The sequence below is a fragment of the Archangium violaceum genome, from assembly GCF_016859125.1.
Taxonomy (GTDB): Bacteria; Myxococcota; Myxococcia; order Myxococcales; family Myxococcaceae; genus Archangium; species Archangium violaceum_A.
Genome location: NZ_CP069338.1, coordinates 2,993,686 through 3,013,652 on the forward strand (window position 1 = coordinate 2,993,686; position 19,967 = coordinate 3,013,652).

Here is a 19,967-nt window from a genome sequence, read left to right on the forward strand (position 1 = left end):
GTGCCAAACGCTCCGCGACGCGGTAACATGGGCTTGCCCATGTTCGAGCCTCAAGACAAGAAGACGAAGGGTGGCTCGCGGAACGGAGGTCCGAATCCACCGGATCAGCGGCGCGTCGTGCAGCCGCTCTCGGTGATTCGTGGCAACCGGCCGCAACCCACGCCTCCGTCTCCTCCCGGTCCACCGCCCCCCACGGGTGACGGTGCCGAGGGCGTCGAACAGGCCAGGCCCGTCACCGCTCCCTCCAGCACGCTGCTGCACCTGTGGGCGATGCTCAACCAGCGCGGCCGTTGGTCGTCGCTGGTGGTGGTGCCCTCGCACGAGGGTGGCTCGGGACTCCAGGCGGCGCAGGCCATCCTCGAGGTGGCCAGCAGGCAGGGCAGCACGCCCGTGCACTTCCTGGATGCCGAGGGGCTGGAGCTGGGCGCGGCGCAGCACGTGGTGAACGAGATGATGGCGTACGTGGAGCAGGGGGACCGGGTGGTGGTCCTCATCGACTCCGTCGTCGCCAACCCCGTGGGCCTGGAAGTGGCGCTGGCGGCCGAGCGGGCGCTGCTCACCGTGGCGCTCGGCACCTCGGATTACACCTCGGCGCGTCGTACGCTGGACCTGATTGGGAAGGAGCGCTTCCTCGGAAGCGTTACCCTCCAGCCCACGTCCGGAGCCCCGAAGAAATGAGCGCAGCCCCCGGCGCCCCTGGCGCCGTCGTTCCTCCTCGGCCCGTGGCTTCGCGCCCGAGGCTGAGCGTCGTCGTTGCCACCTACAACCGCACGGACCTCATCCAGCGCCTGCTCGAGCAGCTCGCCCGGCAGACGCTGTCGGCCTCGGACTTCGAGGTGGTGGTGGTGGATGACGGCTCGCGCGAGCCGGTGGCGCCCCACCTGGAGAAGCTGAAGCTGCCCTTCACCCTGCGCGTGGAGACGCAGGCCAACGCCGGCGCGGCGGCGGCCCGTCACCGCGGCGTGCTCGCGGCGCGCGGCGACGTGGTGCTCATCACCGACGACGACATGCAGGTGGCCGAGGACTTCCTCGCGAAGCACCTGGAGCGCCACCCGCCCGGCTCGCGCAACGTCGTCATCGGCAGCATCCGCCCGGACCCGGCCATCTCCGACATGCCGCTCTTCGAGCGGTGGTACGCGTGGTTCAACAACCGCATCGCTGCGAGCATGAGCGGCCCCAAGCGGCGTGCGCGCGGCTGGCAGCTCTTCACCGGCAACGTCTCCTTCCGGCGCGAGGACTACGTGTCCGCCGGCGGCTTCGACAAGAGCCTCGGCCAGTCCGAGGACATCGAGCTGGGCGTGCGCCTGGAGAAGGCCGGCTGCCGCTTCGAGTTCTGCACCGCGGCGTACGTGCTGCACGGCTCGGATCACACCAGCTTCGAGAAGTGGCTGAAGCGGGCGCACCGCTACGGCATCTTCGACTCGCGCGTGGCGGCCCTGCACCCGGACGTGCCGCAGGTGGACCCCTGGCGCTTCCTCTTCGTGATGAACCCGCTGGCCCGGCCGCTGCTGGCCGCCGCGGTGGTGGCGCCCGAGGCGACCCGCCCGGTGACGGAAGCGGTGATGGGCGCGGCGAAGCTGGCGGACAAGGCGGGCCTGACGAAGGCGGCCTTCGCGGGCACCTCGGTGGCCTACGTCATGGAGTACCTGCGCGGGGCGCGCGCCGAGGCGGGCTCGCTGCCCAAGGTGGCCCGGCACGTGGCCCGCTTCGCCCTCACCGGAGGCAAGCCCGGCGAGGTGCTGAAGCTGGCGAAGGCGCTGAAGGAGGACGCCGTGCAGGTGGCGCGCTCCGAGTATGGCCAGTCCGGCTTGAAGGCCGTGGCCGCCATGGTGCTCACCTCGGACGGCTACCGGGTGCTGGCGCTGCAGCGGCTGCGCGAGGCGGCGCGCGGGCTGGGCATTCCGCTCGGCAACCACGCGCTGCGCGTGGCCCAGACGGCGGTGCTCGGCGTGGAGATTGGCAAGGACGTGGAGCTGGGCAGCGGCGTCTACTTCGTCCACAGCCTGGGCACCGTGGTGGGCGGCGACGCGAAGGTCGGCAACCGCGTGCGCTTCTACGGCAACAACACCGTGGGCACCGCCCGGGACGACGGCTACCCCGTCATCGAGGATGACGTGTGGGTGGGCGCTGGCGCGCGCATCCTCGGCCCCATCACCATCGGCGCCCGCTCGCGCATCGGCGCCAACGCGGTGGTGCTCAAGGACGTGCCCCCCGACAGCGTGGCCGTGGGAATCCCCGCGCGCATCATCCCGCGCAAGGACGTGGACGGCGAGTGATGCGCCAGGCCGTCGGGAGCGGCGCACCGTGGCGCGGCAGGAGGACCCGGACGGTCCTGCTGGTCGGCGTGTGCCTGGGCGTGCCCCTCGTGGGTGTGTCCCTCCTGGGGTCCTGCAGGCAGAGCACCTCCCGGGCGGCCACCACCACGCAGCCCTCCTCACCCTCGGGCGTCTACAACATCCCCCCGCTCACCGAGACGGCCTATGCCGGCACCCTCCAGCCGGGTTGGAACGACGAGGGTTGGTCCGAGCGTGAGTTGAAGGACCCGGGCCCCGCGAAGCTGCGCATGGCCAACATGGGCGGGTGGATGCTGCACAAGACGGGCATCCAGGGAGAGTTCGGCGGGCTCGCGCTGCGCTACCGCGCGCCTTCCGGCTTCGGCGACTTCCTCGAGGTGCGGCTGGACTCCGAGGGCGAGACGCTCTTCCCCCGCGTGCGCGTGGACGCGAGCCACGTGGCGCGCCGCGAGGGTGACTGGGTACAGCTCTTCGTCCCCCTCGAGCAACTCAACCCGGAGAAGGTGCCCTTCACCCGCATCGTCATCCGCGCGTACAAGAAGGTGTCCAACGACTGGGTGGAGCTGGACCAGGTGGGCCTCACCGCCCCCGGCGGCATGACGCCCGCCGAGGGCACCAGCCTGGTGCAGCAATCGCCGCAGCCGGGCACGGCGGCCAGGGTCATCGTCGAGCCCATGGAGCTGGCCTATGACAACGGCCTGCAGGAGGGCTGGGAGGACCACGGCTGGTCCGAGCGCGAGCTGAAGGGGCCCACGCCCGCGAAGCTGCGCATGGGCAACATGGGCGGCTGGATGCTGCGCAAGACGGGCCTGCAGGGTGAATACGGCGGGCTGACGCTGCGCTACCGCGCGCCCTCGGACTTCGGGGACTTCCTCGAGGTGCGCCTGGACTCCGAGAGCGAGACGCTCTTTCCCCGCGTTCGTCTGTCGGACACGTACGTCACCGCGCGCGACGGAGACTGGACGCAGGTGTTCGTCCCCATGGACGAGCTCAACCCCGAGAAGAAGGCCTTCACCCAGCTCGTCCTGCGCGCGTACAAGAAGGTGGGCAACGAGCAGGTCGAGCTGAACCAGGTGGGCCTGGCCCGGCTCGTCACCCCCGCCGCCGTGATGCAGCAGCAGGCGCCCCCGGACGCGGCCTCCGTGGGCGGTGGCCGCGTGGCCTTCGGGGACGCCAAGGCGACCAAGGTGGTGGTGGACTGCGCCGCCTCCAGCCACCCCATCAGCCCGCTCATCTACGGCATCGCCTTCAACAACCTGCGCGAGCTGAAGGACAGCCACCAGTGGGAGCTCGGCGCCACCGCGCGCCGCTGGGGCGGCAACCCCACCACCCGCTACAACTGGAAGCTGGGCAACGTCTGGAATACGGCCAACGACTACTTCTTCCGCAACATCGTCCTCGGCACCAGCCCCCAGTACACCTACGACACCTTCCTCCAGTCCAACCTCCAGCGCGGGATGCAGTCCGCGCTCACCGTCCCCATCATCGGCTGGGTGGCCAAGGACTCCACGTCCGTGAGCTTCCCCAAGTCCCTCTTCGGCGTGCAGCAGAAGATGGATCCGGACGTGACGGAGGCCGGCAACGGCATCTCCCCCTCGGGTGACGCCCTCACGCCGCCCCTGCCCACCCAGACGAGCGTCGAGGCCCCGCCCGCGTTCATCCACGAGTGGGTGCGCACCATCCGCGAGAAGGACAAGACGCGCGGGCGCAGCGTGCACATGTACATCCTCGACAACGAGCCGATGCTCTGGAACACCACGCACCGGGACGTGCACCCGGAGCCGGCCACCTACGACGAGCTGCTCGAGCGCACCATCGCCTACGGCACCGCCGTGCGCCAGGCGGACCCGGACGCCGTCATCGCCGGCCCCGCCGAGTGGGGCTGGACGAACTACTACAACTCGGCGGCGGACCTGGCCCCGGGCGGAAACAAGAAGGACCGCAAGGCCCACGGCAACATGCCGCTGCTGGCCTGGTACCTGAAGAAGCTCCACGAGCACGAGAAGCAGACCGGCACCCGCCTGCTCGACGTGGTGGACGTGCACTTCTATCCGCAGGGCGAGGGCATCGGCTTCGAGGAGCGGGGCGCCACGGATCCGGACACCTCCGCGCGGCGCATCCGCTCCACGCGCGCGCTGTGGGATCCGAAGTACAAGGACGAGTCCTGGATCGACGACAAGATCGAGCTGATTCCCCGCATCAAGCGGTGGATCGCCGAGAACTACCCGGGCCGGGGCCTGTCCATCGGCGAGTACAACTTCGGCGCCACCGGCCACATGAGCGGCGGCCTCGCGCAGGCCGAGGCGCTGGGACGCTTCGCCGAGCAGAACCTCACCTCGGCCTTCCTCTTCACCTACCCGCCCTACCGCAGCCCCGCCTTCTGGGCGTTCCGCGCCTACCGCAACTTCGACGGCAAGGGCGGACGCTTCCAGGACAACTTCGTGCCCTCGAAGTTCGACAAGGAGTCGGACACCCAGGGCATGTCGCTGTTCGCCTCGCGCAGTGACGACGGCAAGCGCCTGGTGGCCATCGCGCTCAACCTGGAGCCGGACTCGGCTCGCAACGCCCAGGTGGAGCTGCGCGGCTGTGGCAACGTGGCCAACGCCCGGGTGCTGGGCTACGCGGGAGAGCCCTCGGGCTTCTCCGAGCGCAAGTCCTTCCTCCAGTCCGGAAGCAACGTCCAGGTGATGCTCCCCCCCTGGTCCATCACCGTCCTGGACCTCACGCTCACCCGGCGGTGAGGGCGTCCGACAGGGGGCGTTCGGGAGGGGTTTGAGCCCCTTCCCGGCGCGACAGGTGCTATCACTCCAGCGCCATGTCCCAGCCCCCCTCCCCCTTGTTCGCCACGGTCCCCAACGAGATCGACTTCCCGGCTGACGAGCGCCGCACCCTCGCCTTCTGGAAGGAGCGCCGCATCTTCGAGCAGACGCTCCAGGGCCGGGACGACGCTCCCGTCTTCGTCTTCTACGAGGGCCCGCCCACCGCCAACGGCCTGCCCCACAACGGCCACGTCCTCACCCGCGTCATCAAGGACCTCTTCCCCCGCTACAAGACGATGCGCGGCTACCGCGTCCCCCGCAAGGCGGGCTGGGACACCCACGGCCTCCCCGTCGAGGTCGAGGTCGAGAAGGAGCTGCGCATCCACGGCAAGGCGGAAATCGAGCGCTACGGCGTGGAGCCCTTCACCGAGCGCTGCATCGAGTCCGTCTTCCGCTACACCAACGAGTGGGAGCGGCTCACCGAGCGCATCGGCTTCTGGGTGGACCTCCCCGACGCCTACGTCACCTACCACCGCAGCTACGTGGAGAGCGTCTGGTGGGCGCTCGCCGAGCTGTTCCGCAAGGGCCTGCTCTACCGCGGCCATAAAATCGTCTGGTGGTGGCCCCAGGGCGGCACCGCGCTCAGCTCCGGCGAGGTGGGCATGGGCTACCGCACCGTGGACGACCCCAGCGCCTACGTGGCCTTCCCGCTGCGCGACTCGCCCGACACCGCGCTCCTCATCTGGACCACCACGCCCTGGACGCTCCCGTCCAACATGTACGCCGCCGTCAACCCCGCGGTGGACTACGTCACCGTGGACGCCGGCGAGCGCAAGCTCATCGTCGCCGCCGCCCTGCGCGAGGAGCTGAGCAAGAAGCTCAAGAAGGAGCTGCCCGTCCTGGAGACGCTCAAGGGCAGCTCGCTCGTGGGCCGGCGCTACTCCCCGCCCTATGACGTGTACTTCCAGCGCGCGGGCAACACGGAGCTGCCGCTCGCCAACGGGGGCACGGACTCACCCGCCTGGCGCGTCATCGGCGCGGACTTCGTCACCCTCTCCAGCGGCACGGGCATCGTCCACATCGCCCCGGCCTTCGGCGAGGACGACTACGAGGCCTTCCGCCACGAGCGCACCCGCTTCGCCCGGCCCGAGGCCCTGGAGATGTTCTGCGCCATCCGCCCGGACGGCACCTTCTCCGAGGACTTCCCCCACCTCACCGGCCGCTTCGTCAAGGACGCGGACAAGGAAATCCAACGCGAGCTCAAGGAGCGCGGGCGGCTCGTGCTCATCGAGCAGTACCGCCACGAGTACCCCTTCTGCTGGCGCGCCGATGACGACCCGCTCATCCAGTTCGCCCGCCCCGCCTGGTACATCCGCACCACCTCGGTGAAGGACCGGGCCATCGCCAACAACCGCGCGGTGAACTGGGTCCCCGAGCACATCAAGGAGGGCCGCTTCGGCGACTTCCTCGCCAACAACGTGGACTGGGCCCTCTCCCGCGAGCGCTACTGGGGCACGCCCCTGCCCCTCTGGGTGCACTCGGAGACGGGCGAGGTGGAGGCCATCTCCTCGCTCGAGGCCCTGCGCGACAAGCCCGGCAGCAACCTGGCCGCCGTGGAGGCCGAGCTCAAGGCCTTCCTCGCCACCCGCCCCTCCGGCGCCACCAGCACCGAGCACCTCATCGTCCACAAGCCTTGGATTGACAAGGTCACCTTCGAGAAGCCCGGCACCCCCGGCCGCTTCGTGCGCGTGCCCGAGGTGGTGGACGTGTGGTTCGACTCGGGGTGCATGCCCTTCGCGCAGTGGGGCTACCCGCACGCGGCCGGCTCCCGCGAGAAGTTCGCCCAGGCCTTCCCCGCCGACTTCATCTCCGAGGCCATCGACCAGACGCGCGGCTGGTTCTACTCGCTGCTGATGGTCAGCACGCTCGTCTTCGACGAGGACACGCAGAAGCGCGAGGGCCTGTCTCCCACGCGCGGCTGGCCCATGCCCTACAAGAGCTGCATCGTGCTCGGCCACGTGTCCGACAAGGAGGGCAAGAAGGAGTCCAAGTCCAAGGGCAACTACACCCCGCCCGAAATCATCCTCGACGAGGTCCGCATGGACTTCGCCGTGCTCGATGACAAGACGGCGGGTGTCCCGGGCGTGGCCGGAGAAGCGCTCATCGCCCGCGAGGACCTCGAGGGCCTGGACCTGCAGGAGGGCGCCAAGGTGCGCGTCTTCCGCTCGGACGCGCCGGACAAGGCCGTCACCCTCACGGTGAAGGCACACAAGAAGCTCAAGCGGCGCGTGGTGCTGCTCTCGAAGAAGGAGCTGGAGGCGCTCGGCGTGGCGCCCTCGGCGCGCGGCGCGGACGTGATGCCGGTGGAGGTGCCCCGGCTGGCCCCCACCGAGCGCGTGGTGCTGCAGGACCCGTCCACCCGCTCGCCGGGCGCGGATGCGTTCCGCTGGTTCTTCTTCGCGGCCAGCCCCACCTGGTCCAACACGCGCCACTCGCTGAGCAACGTGCGGCTCCTGCAGAAGGACTTCCAGGTCAAGCTGCGCAACGTCTACTCGTTCTTCACCATCTACGCGAACATCGACGGCTTCTCCCCGGCCCGCGGCAACGCGGACGCCACCGAGGTGCCCTGGCTCGCCATCCGCCGCAGCACCGGCTGGCGTGAGCCCAAGCAGCGCACGGTGCTGGACCGGTGGATACTGTCCGAGGTGCAGCTCGCGGTGCGCGACGTGACGCGGGCGCTGGACACCTACCAGGTGTACGAGGCCGCCCAGCGGCTGGTGGTGCTGGTGGACGCGCTCTCCAACTGGTACCTGCGCCGCAGCCGCGAGCGCTTCTGGGGACCGGGCCTGGAGCAGGACAAGCTGGACGCGTACTTCACCCTGTACGAGGCGCTCACCAGCATCGCCGCGCTGTCGGCCCCCTTCATCCCCTTCTTCGCCGAGGAGATGTGGGGCAACCTGGTGGTCCGTCCCTGGCCCACGTCGCAGCCGGCGAGCGTCCACCTGGGCCGCTTCCCCGAGGCGGACATGCGCCTGGTGGACGAGGCGCTGTCCACGGAGATGGGCGCGGTGCGCGAGCTGGTGTCGCTGGGCCTCAAGGTGCGCACGGACAACAAGCTCAAGGTGCGCCAGCCGCTGTCGCACGCGGACGTCATCCTCGCGCGCCGCGAGCTGCAGGAGCGCGTGGCCGTCTACCAGGAGCTCATCGCGGACGAGCTGAACGTCCACGAGGTGCGCTTCCTCGAGGAGGGCCGGGAGGCGGACGTGGTGCGCTACAAGGTGCGGCCCAACCTGCGCGCGATGGGCAGCCGCCTGGGCCCCAAGCTGGCCCCGGTGCGCAAGGCGTTCGACGCCGCCGACAGCCGGCTGCTCCAGCGGGAGCTGACACGTGAGGGCAAGGTGGCGCTCACCGTCGACGGTGAGGCCATGGTGTTCCCCGCCGAGGAGTTGGAGGTGCTGGTGGAGGCAAACCCCGGCTACGCGGCGGCGGGCGCGGGAGTGGGCGTGGTGGTGCTCCACACCGAGCTGACCGAGGCGCTCGTGGACGAGGGCCTGGTGCGTGAGCTGCTCGCCCGGGTGCAGGCGGCGCGCAAGGACATGGCGCTCGGCTACACGGACCGCATCCGCCTGTGGGTGGACGGGGATGCACGGGTGCGCAAGGTGACGCAGGAGGCGCGCGAGTCCATCTCGCGCGAGACGCTCGCCTCGGAGCTGAACGTGGGTCCCGAGGGCCTCACCGGCCAGGAGGAGGAGCTCAGCCTCAACGGCCTGCCCGCGCGAATCCGCGTCGAGCGCGCCTGACGGGAAAAGGGGAAGGGGGCACTCCAGGATTGGACGATGCCTCCTTCCCACCGGCTAAAGAGCGGACATTTCGGGCCAGCTCATGCGGCCCCAGTCGGGCCGGGCGGCGGCCCGAGTTCCAGCGGATCCCAGACGAGCTCCTCGGTGGGCACCAGCGTCATGTTGGTGAACCCGTGGCGCTCCACGAAGCGAGCGAAGCGCTCGGAGACGACCAGGCGACCCGTCAGCCCCCTGGGGCGGAAGATGTCCTCTCCCCACCAGGTGCCGGGCTCCAGGGTGAAGCCGTAGATGGCGTTCTTGGTCGCATTACGACATTCCTCGCACGTTGGCGGTTCGTCGGCGTAGCGGATGCGGCTGCGCGCCAGGTCCACCCCCGCGCCGCCGTAGCGAGCCGTGACGACCAGATACTGGGGAACGTGGGCGGGCTTGGGGCCTTTCCGCTTGCGGCGCACCCGTACCACCTCCACCGGGTGGAAGCCCTCCAACCCCGTGAACCCCTCCTCCCGGAAGGCCTGGACGAACCGCTCGGACATGAGCAGTTCATGCCCCGTGGGTTCGATGAAGTCTCCGAGCTCATCTCCGTGCAGGACCAGTTCGACGCGGTAGGGAGGAAGCCACTGCCTCATTCCAATGGGGCCACCGCATCGCGAGCAGTCGGCCCCCTCTCCGAGATTGACGGGCTCGAGCTGATCGACCTCGACATCATAACGAGACCAGAGCGCCCCCTTTTCCAAGACGAAGAAACGCGGAGAGGGAGCTGGCTCAGAAACCATTGGGGAACCTCGCGCGCATGGCCGGCCGATTGTAGATTTGCCGGAGGAAGGCCCGCAGAAGGTGTCAGAGGATTTGGCCGGCATATCGCCGCCACGGACCGCGTCCTCGACCGTAGGAGGACCAGCACATTACCGGAGATGCATACCTCGAAAGCGGTAGGCGCCGACTCAAATCCGCTGGTCCCTGCTCTGGGCGCCTGAAGGAGTGAACCTCAGGCGGGGAGCCCCTGGCGAAAGCACCCTGAACGACACAGGGCTGGTCGTCCGTCACCCATTACAATAGGATGTGCGGCGTCATGTCGCGCCTCCTACTTCTCCGGTCTACCCTGCTGCTCATGCTCGTGGCGCCCGTTGCAGCGGCCAGGGGCGCAGAGCCCGCCGAGCGCAACATCTACCTCTCGGACCACCCGGGGATGGAGCCCCCTCTGCTGTATGTCGCCGGCCGCATCGTGACGGTCCTCCGCTTCGAGCAGCCTTGTGACCCGACACGAACGAAGATGCTGGGCTGGGAAGGCCGCTTCGAGCCCGTGGTCTGTACCGGAACGTCGGTACTCCTGGTGCCGCTCCATGACCTCAAGCCCGAAGACCGGTTCCTCCTGCTGGTGACGCTCGCGGACGGGACGGAGCTTCCCTTCACGGTGACGTCTCGAAAGGGGCGCGACGGCGACCGGTCGGTGGATCAACAGGTCAACGTCTTCAGGGACCACACGGCCCCGCATGCGGTACTTGCATCCCTTCGCGATTCACTCGAGCGGGAGCAGAAGCTCCGGGAGGAGAACGAGCGCTACCGCAGGGAAGACTCGGTGAACCACGCACTCGCGGCGCTCCTGGCGAAGGGCGCTGAGAAACTGACGCCATTACAACTGCGGCAGAAGTGGTTGTTGAAGAGCCATGATGATGTGGAGATCCAGGTCTCCGTGCTCACGAGCAGGGACCAGGCCAAGGCAGCCGTGGTTTTCAACGTGCGCAACAACAGCACCGACAGGTCCTGGCAGTTGATGGAGGCTCGACTGTGGACCGAGTCTCGTGAGGAGCCAAGGCCGTTCGCGCTCCGCTCCAGCCGGGAGCAGTGGGGGCCAGGAGGAGAGAACGGGAAGATCGCCGTCGTCATGGACATGAGCGCCTTCGACTCGAAGACGGGTCCCGAGCGGCTCGTCCTCGAACTGTTCCGAGGAGACGGTCTACAGCAGGCCTACGTTCTTCTGGAAAAACGGATGATACGTTAGGAGATGCCGCAGCCCATGACCTCTACCCGAACCTTGTTTCTTGCCTCCTGCATTTTGCTCTGCACGTCCGCTGGCTGCGCAACCTCCGGTGGCGTGTCGATCCGACCAGATGGGAGTCCCGGGCCGGAGGACTGCCCGCCGAAGGCACTCGACACCATGCGAATTCTTCGCCTGCAAGTCGGAGATGGTGGGGACGTCGAGCTCGACGTGAACCAGACCGACGACAGCCCCATCACGCTGTACGAGGGTCCGGTTGAAAGCATGCTGAACAGCGGTCTCGGACTCCTCCCGGCCACCACCCGTCTGTACGGACGGGTCTGGACGGGTGGCCCGCAGGTGGTCATCCGGTACTATGAGGCACACCCACCAGACGGCGACCCCATTGCCTTCTGCGCCGTGGCTCGGCTCGCACGCGGGCAACTCAAGAAGAAACCCGAGTCCAAGCCCGGAATGGCCATCCTCGAGTTCTCCAGTGCAGGGGTCTACATCGTGAACTCGTTCCGCTGAACTCCGAAGGGAGCATTGAGAACGCCATATGGAGATGCTCCACAGAAGGTGTCAGAGGATTTGTACAGCACATCGCTGCCACGGACCGCCTCCTTGATTGGAGGAGGACCGGCCCATTGCCGGTGATGCCATCCTCGAAAGGCGGTAGGCGCCAAACTCGAATCGTCTGACACCTTCCCTGCGGCCCTCCTCGGCCTCTCTGCACCCTTCCTCCCCCTCAACAGAGCCCCATCTCTCTTATGCGTCCGTTTCGTTGCTCGATCTACGAAGGTTTTCGTTGACATGTACGAATGTCTTCGTAATATGGCGTGCACCCATCCCATTCCGCGCTCGGTCGGGGCTGCGCTTCGCGCGCGTGCCTGGGGCCGTGCATCGTCCCGAGGTGCTGCATGCGAACCCTCTTCTCCGTCCTGCTGCTGCTTGCACTCGTCACACCCGTCCGAGCCCGGTCGGCGGAGGTGCGGAAGATTCCGGAAAGCGCTCCCGCCGCCGCGATGGACGCGCTGCTGGCGGGGAAGTTCCGGGCGGACCAACCGGGCGCCGTGGTGTTGGTGGTGAAGGATGGCAGGACGCTGTTCCGGAAGGCCTACGGATTGGCCAGCGTGGAGCTGGGCGTCCCCGTCAAACCAGACACTGTGTTCCGCATTGCCTCCACCACCAAGCAGTTCACCGCCGCGGCCGTGCTCGAGCTGGTGGAGGAAGGCAAGGTGGACCTGAAGGCTCCCATCCGCCGCTACCTTCCCGAGCTTCCGGCGGGTTGGGCTGCCATCACAGTCGAGCATCTCCTCACCCATACCTCGGGGCTCTGGGAGTACTCCCGCGCGCCGGACTTCCGCTTGCAGGAGCCGGTGACACCCGCAGGGCTCATCGCGAGGCTGGAGGGCCGGCCGCTCGAATTCGAGCCCGGGACGCGCTTCGCCTACAACAACTCCGGATACATCCTTATCGGGCTCCTGGTGGAGCGGCTCTCCGGCCAGCCCTACGAGACCTTCTTGAAGGAGCGCTTCCTCCAGCCGCTCGGCCTGACGCACACCGCATTTCCCAACCATGGCGAGCTGGTTCCGGGGCTGGCCTCGCCCTATTCGAGTGGGCCCAGGCCTGCTCCCGTCGTGAGCCCGAGCCCCGCGGGAGGCCTGGTCTCCAACGCGGATGACCTGGCGGCCTGGACCCTGGCCCTCCATGGCGGCAAGGTCCTCTCGCCCGCGAGCCTCCAGGCCATGACGACGCCGTTCCACCTGAAGGATGGGCAGGACACCCGCTACGGTCTGGGCATGCGCATTGGCGAGCTGCACGGGCAGCCCTACATCCACCACAGCGGAGACGACCCGGGCTATCACGTGCAGGTCGCGGCGCTGCCCCGGTCCAGGGTTGCCGTGGTCGTGCTGATGAACGGGGAGGAGGGGGATGTGTCACCGGAGTTCCTGGCCAAACGCCTTGCGGCGCTGGCCATCGGGCAACCCCTGACGGAGCCCATGCCCGCGGTGGTTCCCGCGGAGGCGCTCCAGGTGCTCGTCGGGCGCTATCGCAGCGGGGACGCCGTACGCACGATTCGCCTGCGGGACGGTCACCTCTACAGCGTGCTCGGGGAGGGGCCGCCCGGCCTCATCCAGCCCCTGTCCCCGACGGAGTTCTTCTTCCCGGACAACTCCGACCTGCACCTGCGCTTCACCCTGGAGGCCGGACGGGCCGTCGCCGTCACGCGTCTTTCGGATGGGGGCTCGCCACAGGTCTTCCTCCGTGAGCCCGCGGAGTCGAAGCCGTAGGCCTGGAGACAAGGGGAGAGCCCTCTGAGCATCATCCGCCGAGTCGTTTGACACCTTTCCCTCGCCGGGAGCATCTCTCGGGCGACCCCGTCGGCGGCCCTCCTCGGCCCCTGCGCTCCAGCCCTCGCCTCCAATCCGCCTCCCATCTTTCTTATGCTTATGCTTGTCAGGTCGTGCGTCGCGTAATCCGGATGCGAGCCTGATAGCGGCCGAGCTCGTCGTCCACCCAGTCCGAACGTGTCTCCGCGAGTGACTCGTCCACGATGTCGTAGGTTCCCGGCGGCAGCGGCACGAGCACGTGACCGTTATCGACATGCAGCGGCTGTCCGCTGCGAACCGTGGACTCGACCTGCTCGGCGCTGCAGCCTGGCTCGAACGGGACGAGCAGGCCGAGACACCCGCTCTTGAGCTCGATGCTCCCCAGGGGATGCGGCTGACCCTGGACGGGCAAGCGGTTGACCCTCAGACCGAGCTCCTTCATCACTTCCGGCGAGGTGGCGCTGACGCCGAGAAGGGTGTCAGACGACTTGTAGGACTTGTAGGGGGACTCAGGAGCGAGGTGTCAAAACAATTTCTTTGACACCATCCCTGGCTACGCTTCAGTAAAGCAAGGAGCGGAGTGGTACGGTTGAGTACAAGCTGGGTCCATGACCGAACTGTCCGTCGGAATTGGAGCCACAGGTCCACACCGTACCGTCGGAGCGCACCAGCAGCGAGTAGGCAGCGCCCGTGTCGATGGCCGCCACCTCACTCACGCCTTGCATTTGCACCGGCGAAGTGCGCCTCGTTGTGGTTCCATCTCCCAGCTGGCCGTCGGAGTTGTTGCCCCAGGTCCACAGGGTTCCGTCGGAGCGCAGTGCCAACGACTGAAAACCTCCCGCAGCGATGGATATGACGTCACTCAGCCCTTGTACCAGTACTGGCGGAGTGCGTCTCGTCGTGGTTCCATCTCCCAACTGACCGTAGGAGTTGTCGCCCCAGGCCCACACGGTGCCGTCTGGGCGCAATGCCAGCGAGTGGGCATAGCCCGCTTCGATGCCCACAACCCCAGCGAGACCTTGCACCTGCACGGGCGTGGCACTGCCATTCAGGGTTCCATCTCCCAACTGACCAGAGTGATTGTTGCCCCAGGCCCACACGGTGCCGTCGGAGCGCAGTGCCAGTCTGTGGGAACCTCCCACGGCAATGGCCAGGACGCTATTGAGCCCTTGCACCTGCACGGGCGTGGTTTGAATGGTGCCCTGATGGCCATCTGGCCCGGTATCGCGAACAAAGATATCACCCCAAGCCCAAACGGTGCCATTGGCGCGTAATGCCAACGACTGAGAACCGCCTGCGGCAATGGCCACGACTTCATGCAAGCCCGCCACCTGTACGGGAGAGATGCGGATGTTCCTGGTGCCATCACCAAGCTCACCATAGTCGTTTCGACCCCAAGACCAGACAGTTCCGTCGTAGCGCAGCGCCATCGAATGGGAGGAAGCGGCGGCCACGGCAATCACTCCGTCGAGCCCCTGCACCCGCACCGGCATGGTTCGATTGCTTCGAGTGCCATCGCCCAACTGGCCGTGGTAGTTCTGGCCCGAGGCCCAGACGGTTCCGTCGTAATGAAGGAGGAGGGAATGGTCGGAGCCCGTGGCTGTTGCCATGATTCCACTTAACCCTTGAGCTTGAACCGGTGAGAGACGAGTGCTCGTGGTGCCATCGCCCAACCCGCCGAAGTAATTCTGGCCCATGACCCAGATGGTACCGTCGGAACGCAGTGCGAGTGAGTGGCTATAATCTGTCGCGATGGCCACCACCCCGCTCAGCCCTACCACGAGCGTCGGTGTGAACCCACCATATTCGCGACGACTGGCTCAAGACATGCATGAAGGCTGAGGTCGAGCGCGTTGGGTTGAGTTATCGGGCACAAGGCAGAGGAAGCCCGCCCCGGGGCAGCGGGTAGCAAGCAGGAGGAGATGGAGAGGGGAGTGGGGAGAGTGCGACACGTGAGCTGCAATTGACTCCAGGCAGCTACGTGATTTGCGCTGTGCTCAGCGAGCCCAGCTTCGTCCACAGCTTCTGCCAGAGGCTGGCCGACTCCCGGCCAATGACCAGCACCACTCTTCTGGCGTGTAACAGCACCCGCGCGGCTACTTTGAGCACCCGCTCGCGCACACGGAGCAGCCCCAGCCCTCGCCCGTGGCCTGCTCCATCAGCACGCGCGCGGCGTGCACCAGGTTGTAGGCCAGGGCATTGAGCAACAGGCGTACCTCGTTGTTGGCGAAGGCGTCGATGGACACCGCGCGCTGGACGGGCGGCTGCCCCCGGTACTTGGACTTGGGCCGTCTGGCCGAGGAGAGCGCCGGGGCCAGCACGTCCATGAGCTCTCCGAAGTGGCCCTCCGCCGTGCCGCGTTGGCGGTAGTGCTCCAGCAGCGCCTCGGCCGGCATCTGCTCCTTGCTCCAGCTCGTCACCAGCCAGAAGGCGTGCGGGAAGAGCTCGTCCTTCCTCTCCAGCACTACCAACACCACGCGCCGCGCACGGCTCCAGCCCTGCGCCTGGTACTCCCATTCGTACAGGTGGGTGCCCGGCTCCCCTGCGGCACTCCCGAATTCATGAAGCGCGGCAGCGCCGCCTCCCGCTGCAACACGCTGGTGTTGCGCACGCGCGCCACGTAGGGCGTGCCTCGCTCCTCCAGCTTCGCCAGCAGCTTCTCCTCGGGAAAGCCCGCGTCGAAGCGCACCGCCGCCACCTCACACACCTCCTTCTCCACTCGCCCCAGCAACTCGTCGATGAATTCCAGCGCTCCATTGGCGCTGTGCACGTTTCCTCGCGCAACCTCACGTCCAGCAGGTCTCCCGTCTCGGCGAGACTGGCGACAATCGGGTGGTACATGCGTACTCCGTAGTGCCCGTTGTACGCGCTGCCCTCCTGGTGCCCATGCACCTCCACCGGCAACCCGTCCACGTCCACCGTCACCTGCTTGAGCTTCTGGCCCTTGGGCTGCTGCGCCTCAGCCTCCGCCCCGTCTGCCACACCAGCGCCTCGTGCAGCACCTTCCGGTTTTCCTCTCGCGCCAACATGGCCGTCAGCCGCGACAAGGTGGGCTGTGAGGCCAACCCCTCCGCTCCCCCCTCTTTCCCCCTCAGCGGCACGCTGCTCTTGCTGTCCGACACCGCCAACCTCAACGCCGCGTCCCTCCTGAGCGCGTCCGCGTCGTCGTGGTCTCTCCACCCTTGCCCCAACAGCAGAAGGTCCGTGCGCACCAACTCCCTCAGCGAGTGGGTTATCCGCTTCTCGTCTCGCGTGTCCGTCAACATCTCCCCCAGCCAGCGCGTCAGCCCCAACCGCTCGTCCACCTCCCTCAGCAGCACCGCACCTGCCTCCGACGTCAACCGCTCCGCCCTCGCCTCCAGCTTCACGGAGCCGTTGAACTCCAGCCCGAAGTCGTTGAGGATTTCACCCATGACGCGCCTCCTGCCTTGTGGTGGTGGATGTCTGAACAACACCCCTCTACCACTCGGGAGGTCAGGCGCGTCACCCTCCTTTTCCGGTCATCCTCCTGCACCTCTCGTGAATAAGGCGGGGTCAAAGGATTTGTACAGGAGGACGGCCGGCTCGTTGCGGTAATGTCCCCCCTCGATAACGGCAGGCTCCAACTCGAATCCTCTGACACTTTTCCACGGACTCCACCCGGCCACGAAGCGCCCGCACCTGCCGGACGGTGGCGAGCGCGGGCACTTCCTCCGGCCACGGCTCCGTCCGGGCATGCCGGTAGACGCGCTCCTGGGCCTCGTCGAGCGCGGGCTCCTGGCTCAGCACGGCCTGGAGGAGCTCGGGCTACTCGTGCAAGCGGCGCTTCCACTTCTTGCCCGACAGGAGCGATTCCAGCGCGGCGTAGCGCTCGCGCGCGGCCTCCACCGTCTCGAGCCGGCCTTCGAGCTGGCGGCGCACGTCCTCGGAGGAAGGGGCTTCCGCGAGGAGGCCGCGAAGGGATTCCGTGCACACGCGCTCGGACGACGGGGCGCACCGTACTCAGCGCTTGGGCCAGTCGGCCAGGATGCGCTCGGCCGCGGCCTGCTGGCTCCAGTCCACCTTGCCGCTCAGCACCTGCGGGCGCGGATCGCCGGTCTGGATGCGGATGTCCGTCCACACCGGCACGCGAGCGTCGTAGCGCACCTTCCAGGCGCTCCAGCGCACGGCGCCCTCGACGGCCACCGCGCGCGCCATGCACGCATCGAAGGTGACCTCCGAGGGCAGGTGACGCAGCTGTCCGATGACGGATGGGAGGTGGATGGACTCCACGCCCCGGGAAGGCGCCACGCCGGTGATGGCCCGCAGCACTTCCAGGCCCCGATTCTGCGGAAGGAACGCGACGTAACCGGGACGAAGAACCGCGACCCCCTTCCGCGAGGTGCTTCCCTGCGAAAGCGTGGCCTCGTAGCAGACCACGTCGGCCACGCGCTCGGCGGCCATGGAGCCGAGCAATGGCGACTGGCGCTGCAACTCCAGCACCGCCCCGAGATCCGTCTGCTGATTCTTCGACTTCAGCAGGTGCAGCGTGCGCTCCCCTATCACACGCACGCTGAAGAGGGAGGACCGGATGCCGTCCGGGAGGATGGAGCGCAGGGGGAGCTGCACCGGCTCGCCCACGAGGGGCTTCCACACCAACCGCTCGTTGGTGAGCCAGAACTTGCGGAGTGCGCCACGGTGTAGATGGCGCTCGCGAGAATCAGCGACAGGAACACGAAGACGCCTGCGTCCATCAAGAATATGGCGGAGGCGAGCACCCCCAGGAAGCTCACCGGAAAGACGGTGAGCATGGCGCGCGCATCCGCCGAGTCCCCCTCGAGCACGCGCACCTCCCCCGCCATGGGCTCCAGGGGCATGGGCTTGAGGACGAGCGCCTCCAGCCGGGGAAGCGCCTCCACCAGCGACGGTGTGCCGGAGACCCGGGACAGGGAGCGGAGCCGTTTGTGGACGAGCGCCTCCAGCCGGGCCCGGAGGGCACGCGTCTCGCGCACGGTGGCGAGCACGGGCAGGTCCTCGGGCCACTGGTCCGTCTGGGCGCGGCGCTGGATGCGGGCCTGGGCCTCCTCGAACGTGGGCTCCTGGCGAAGCACGGCCTGGAGGGCCTCGGGGTGCTCAGGTGGCGCTTCCACGCTGGGCCCGACAGGAGCGACTCCAGCGCGGCATAGCGGGCACGCGCGGCCTCCACCGTCTCGAGGCGGCCCTCGAGCTGACGGCGCACGTCCTCGATGGAGAGGCGCCGCTCCCAGGAACCCGGCGCACCCTCTATGTGCACGCGTTCGGACATGGAGGTCGAGGCTAGCGCGTTCCGCTACGGCGGGCTGGGAGTGGAGGAGGCGTTTGTCGTCGCCGAAGCAGTCTCGGCTCACCATTCGAGGCAGATCTTGCCGAAGTGGCGACCCGACTCCTGGCGGCGGAAGGCGTCGGCAATGCCTTCAAGCGGGAAGCTCAAGTCGATCACCGGCTTGATGCAGGCTGGAGTCGTCAGGCGGTGCGGCGTACCGCTCCCCTGGCCATTCAACTCAAACCCGGTGAATGCCCCGGCCCCCGGAACGGGCGCTGCCCATCCGCCCCCGTGCATTCCGAGGCGCCAGGGCCATGAAGCGCGCGCAGCGGCCGAGGTATTGCGAACAGAAGAGAAACGAGGGCCACGCGCCCTCCCCTCTCGAGCAGCAGTGGACAAGACTGGCCTCCCAGATAAATTATCGCGGGCGGCCGCACCTCCCATGCCGCAGAAATGGGTTCGGTTGGTATGGAGCACGGTCAATCAGCGGAGATTCTGAGGATTGGGATGACGACGCCCGTTGGTCTGAACGCCGCGAGCACGGCGGCCGCCATCCGGGCAGGGATCACGCGGATCAAAGAATCGACAGTCTACGATCAGCGTGGTGATTCAATTCGCCTGGGATTGGTAGGTGAGGAGTACATCCCACCGCTAGAGGCGTCCCTGGAAGATCTGCAGGAACTGACGGCGTGGCACCGACGTATGCTGAGGCTGGCGACCCTGGCACTGCGAGAGGTTTCCGAAGGATGGAAGCGTATGCCGCCACCTCCGCTCTTGCTGGCCTTGCCCGAGCCGCATCCGGACGGGCGCGAGCCCTCGCAAGAATCCCTCCTCAAGCATCTGGTCGTGCAGACCGGGGTGGAACTCGACCTACGTCGGAGCAAACTCATCAGGGAAGGCAGGGCAGGGGTTCTTCTGGCCCTCCAGCATGCACTGGACATGCTCAACACGAATCGGCTCGCTACCGTTTGTGTGGGGGGCGTGGATACCTACTTCGATCTGGACTTGCTGGATGCTCTGGACTCGCAAGGGCGGCTCCTCCACACACGGGGACCCTCCGACGGATTCATCCCAGGAGAAGGGGCGGCTTTCCTGCTCCTGGGCTCTCCTGGTGCAGGTAGATACCTCAAGCTCAACCCAATCGCGCGCATAACAGGTGTCGGTATCGGCACCGAGAAAGGACACTTCTCCAGCGAGGAGCCTCATCGAGGTGATGGATTGGCCGATGCCTTTCGCGATCTCTTCGCCTCCCTTCCGGTCAACACACACAAGGTCAGATGTGTATATGCCGGTCTGAATGGGGAAAACTTCTGGGCCAAGGAATGGGGTGTGGCCTACCTGAGGAACTCCCGGCATTTCGAACCCGACCATCTCATGGCGCATCCCATCGAGTACATTGGTGATCCGGGAGCGGCACTTGGAGCCATTCTGATGAGTCTCGCAGCCATCGGAATCCAGCGACAATATCGTCCGTCACCTTGCCTGGTGTGGTGCTCCTCCGATAAAGAGGCTCGGGCTGCGACCATGGTACAGACAGCGTAACGAC

General features: G+C 67.4%; 19 protein-coding genes and 2 pseudogenes. 8 read left to right on the forward strand and 13 right to left on the reverse strand.

Features of this window, described 5'->3' with window-relative positions; all coding sequences use genetic code 11:
- The first annotated feature begins 39 nt into the window (after nt 1-39).
- The 4 genes from JQX13_RS12795 (at nt 40) to ileS (ending at nt 8,853) form a co-directional block, all read left to right on the forward strand.
- The gene (locus JQX13_RS12795) at nt 40-678 is read left to right on the forward strand and encodes a hypothetical protein (protein WP_203409285.1); all 639 of its coding nucleotides are present in this window, start codon (nt 40-42) and stop codon (nt 676-678) included.
- The gene (epsD, locus tag JQX13_RS12800; RefSeq protein ID WP_203409286.1) at nt 675-2,276 is read left to right on the forward strand and encodes an exopolysaccharide biosynthesis glycosyltransferase EpsD; all 1,602 of its coding nucleotides are present in this window, start codon (nt 675-677) and stop codon (nt 2,274-2,276) included. Before JQX13_RS12795 ends, epsD begins: the two co-directional genes overlap by 4 nt.
- Entirely contained in the window at nt 2,276-5,035 is a 2,760-nt protein-coding gene (locus JQX13_RS12805) for a glycoside hydrolase family 44 protein (RefSeq protein WP_203409287.1), read from the forward strand. Before epsD ends, JQX13_RS12805 begins: the two co-directional genes overlap by 1 nt.
- 74 nt (nt 5,036-5,109) lie before the next feature.
- Entirely contained in the window at nt 5,110-8,853 is a 3,744-nt protein-coding gene (ileS, locus tag JQX13_RS12810) for an isoleucine--tRNA ligase (RefSeq protein WP_203409288.1), read from the forward strand.
- 80 nt (nt 8,854-8,933) lie between these two features.
- On the opposite strand, the gene JQX13_RS54020 is transcribed toward ileS, so the two are convergent.
- Nucleotides 8,934-9,479 (reverse strand): hypothetical protein, encoded by a 546-nt coding sequence (locus JQX13_RS54020; protein WP_239014722.1) that lies wholly within the window; start codon nt 9,477-9,479, stop codon nt 8,934-8,936.
- A 443-nt stretch (nt 9,480-9,922) separates the two neighbouring features.
- Here JQX13_RS54020 and JQX13_RS12820 point away from each other — a divergent pair, with 443 nt between their 5' ends.
- The 3 genes from JQX13_RS12820 (at nt 9,923) to JQX13_RS12830 (ending at nt 13,122) form a co-directional block, all read left to right on the forward strand.
- Nucleotides 9,923-10,852 (forward strand): DUF2381 family protein, encoded by a 930-nt coding sequence (locus JQX13_RS12820; protein ID WP_203409289.1) that lies wholly within the window; start codon nt 9,923-9,925, stop codon nt 10,850-10,852.
- Nucleotides 10,853-11,008: 156 nt separating this feature from the next.
- Nucleotides 11,009-11,359, forward strand: a complete 351-nt coding sequence (locus JQX13_RS12825; protein ID WP_343211083.1) for a hypothetical protein — start codon at nt 11,009-11,011, stop codon at nt 11,357-11,359.
- 389 nt (nt 11,360-11,748) lie between these two features.
- Nucleotides 11,749-13,122: a serine hydrolase domain-containing protein gene (locus JQX13_RS12830; protein WP_203409291.1), complete on the forward strand. Its 1,374-nt coding sequence runs from the start codon at nt 11,749-11,751 to the stop codon at nt 13,120-13,122.
- Nucleotides 13,123-13,288: 166 nt separating this feature from the next.
- Here the strand turns inward: JQX13_RS12830 and JQX13_RS12835 are convergent, their stop codons facing one another.
- The 12 genes and pseudogenes from JQX13_RS12835 to JQX13_RS56260 all read right to left on the reverse strand — a co-directional run bounded on the left by JQX13_RS12835 (nt 13,289) and on the right by JQX13_RS56260 (nt 18,865).
- Entirely contained in the window at nt 13,289-13,603 is a 315-nt protein-coding gene (locus JQX13_RS12835) for a hypothetical protein (RefSeq protein WP_203409292.1), read from the reverse strand.
- A 118-nt stretch (nt 13,604-13,721) separates the two neighbouring features.
- Nucleotides 13,722-14,771, reverse strand: coding sequence for an RCC1 domain-containing protein (locus tag JQX13_RS12840; RefSeq protein ID WP_203409293.1), 1,050 nt, complete (start codon nt 14,769-14,771; stop codon nt 13,722-13,724).
- Nucleotides 14,772-14,792: 21 nt separating this feature from the next.
- A pseudogene (locus JQX13_RS56250) lies at nt 14,793-14,942 on the reverse strand (RCC1 domain-containing protein); the annotation flags it as partial.
- A 196-nt stretch (nt 14,943-15,138) separates the two neighbouring features.
- Nucleotides 15,139-15,270: a hypothetical protein gene (locus tag JQX13_RS55355; RefSeq protein ID WP_275424884.1), complete on the reverse strand. Its 132-nt coding sequence runs from the start codon at nt 15,268-15,270 to the stop codon at nt 15,139-15,141.
- Nucleotides 15,258-15,638: a hypothetical protein gene (locus JQX13_RS12845; protein WP_239013989.1), complete on the reverse strand. Its 381-nt coding sequence runs from the start codon at nt 15,636-15,638 to the stop codon at nt 15,258-15,260. The genes JQX13_RS55355 and JQX13_RS12845 overlap by 13 nt, the downstream gene beginning before the upstream one ends.
- Nucleotides 15,626-15,931, reverse strand: coding sequence for a transposase (locus JQX13_RS12850; RefSeq protein ID WP_203407016.1), 306 nt, complete (start codon nt 15,929-15,931; stop codon nt 15,626-15,628). The genes JQX13_RS12845 and JQX13_RS12850 overlap by 13 nt, the downstream gene beginning before the upstream one ends.
- 59 nt (nt 15,932-15,990) lie before the next feature.
- A pseudogene (locus JQX13_RS56255) lies at nt 15,991-16,143 on the reverse strand (hypothetical protein); the annotation flags it as partial.
- Nucleotides 16,083-16,574, reverse strand: a complete 492-nt coding sequence (locus JQX13_RS12860) for a transposase (RefSeq protein ID WP_203403352.1) — start codon at nt 16,572-16,574, stop codon at nt 16,083-16,085. The pseudogene JQX13_RS56255 and the gene JQX13_RS12860, both read right to left, overlap by 61 nt.
- Nucleotides 16,575-16,947: 373 nt before the next feature.
- Complete coding sequence (locus JQX13_RS12865; RefSeq protein ID WP_203409294.1) at nt 16,948-17,115, reverse strand: hypothetical protein; 168 nt, start codon at nt 17,113-17,115, stop codon at nt 16,948-16,950.
- A 27-nt stretch (nt 17,116-17,142) separates the two neighbouring features.
- The gene (locus tag JQX13_RS12870) at nt 17,143-17,775 is read right to left on the reverse strand and encodes a hypothetical protein (protein WP_203409295.1); all 633 of its coding nucleotides are present in this window, start codon (nt 17,773-17,775) and stop codon (nt 17,143-17,145) included.
- Complete coding sequence (locus tag JQX13_RS12875) at nt 17,682-18,269, reverse strand: hypothetical protein (protein WP_203409296.1); 588 nt, start codon at nt 18,267-18,269, stop codon at nt 17,682-17,684. The genes JQX13_RS12870 and JQX13_RS12875 overlap by 94 nt, the downstream gene beginning before the upstream one ends.
- A gap of 233 nt (nt 18,270-18,502) precedes the next feature.
- Entirely contained in the window at nt 18,503-18,865 is a 363-nt protein-coding gene (locus JQX13_RS56260) for a zinc-binding dehydrogenase (protein ID WP_430384204.1), read from the reverse strand.
- Between the two features lie 63 nt (nt 18,866-18,928).
- Here JQX13_RS56260 and JQX13_RS12885 point away from each other — a divergent pair, with 63 nt between their 5' ends.
- The gene (locus tag JQX13_RS12885; protein ID WP_239014723.1) at nt 18,929-19,963 is read left to right on the forward strand and encodes a hypothetical protein; all 1,035 of its coding nucleotides are present in this window, start codon (nt 18,929-18,931) and stop codon (nt 19,961-19,963) included.
- Nucleotides 19,964-19,967 lie beyond the last annotated feature (4 nt).

Coding starts and splice junctions, on each gene's coding strand:
- JQX13_RS12840 (WP_203409293.1), bottom strand. CDS start 14,771: ATGGCAACAGCCACGGGCTCCGACCATTCCCTCCTCCTTCATTACGAC.
- JQX13_RS12820 (WP_203409289.1), top strand. CDS start 9,923: ATGTCGCGCCTCCTACTTCTCCGGTCTACCCTGCTGCTCATGCTCGTG.
- JQX13_RS12795 (WP_203409285.1), top strand. CDS start 40: ATGTTCGAGCCTCAAGACAAGAAGACGAAGGGTGGCTCGCGGAACGGA.
- JQX13_RS12825 (WP_343211083.1), top strand. CDS start 11,009: ATGCGAATTCTTCGCCTGCAAGTCGGAGATGGTGGGGACGTCGAGCTC.
- JQX13_RS12885 (WP_239014723.1), top strand. CDS start 18,929: ATGACGACGCCCGTTGGTCTGAACGCCGCGAGCACGGCGGCCGCCATC.
- JQX13_RS12830 (WP_203409291.1), top strand. CDS start 11,749: ATGCGAACCCTCTTCTCCGTCCTGCTGCTGCTTGCACTCGTCACACCC.
- JQX13_RS12835 (WP_203409292.1), bottom strand. CDS start 13,603: ATGAAGGAGCTCGGTCTGAGGGTCAACCGCTTGCCCGTCCAGGGTCAG.
- JQX13_RS12805 (WP_203409287.1), top strand. CDS start 2,276: ATGCGCCAGGCCGTCGGGAGCGGCGCACCGTGGCGCGGCAGGAGGACC.
- JQX13_RS54020 (WP_239014722.1), bottom strand. CDS start 9,479: ATGAGGCAGTGGCTTCCTCCCTACCGCGTCGAACTGGTCCTGCACGGA.
- epsD (WP_203409286.1), top strand. CDS start 675: ATGAGCGCAGCCCCCGGCGCCCCTGGCGCCGTCGTTCCTCCTCGGCCC.
- ileS (WP_203409288.1), top strand. CDS start 5,110: ATGTCCCAGCCCCCCTCCCCCTTGTTCGCCACGGTCCCCAACGAGATC.
- JQX13_RS12860 (WP_203403352.1), bottom strand. CDS start 16,574: ATGGGTGAAATCCTCAACGACTTCGGGCTGGAGTTCAACGGCTCCGTG.
- JQX13_RS56260 (WP_430384204.1), bottom strand. CDS start 18,865: ATGGGAGGTGCGGCCGCCCGCGATAATTTATCTGGGAGGCCAGTCTTG.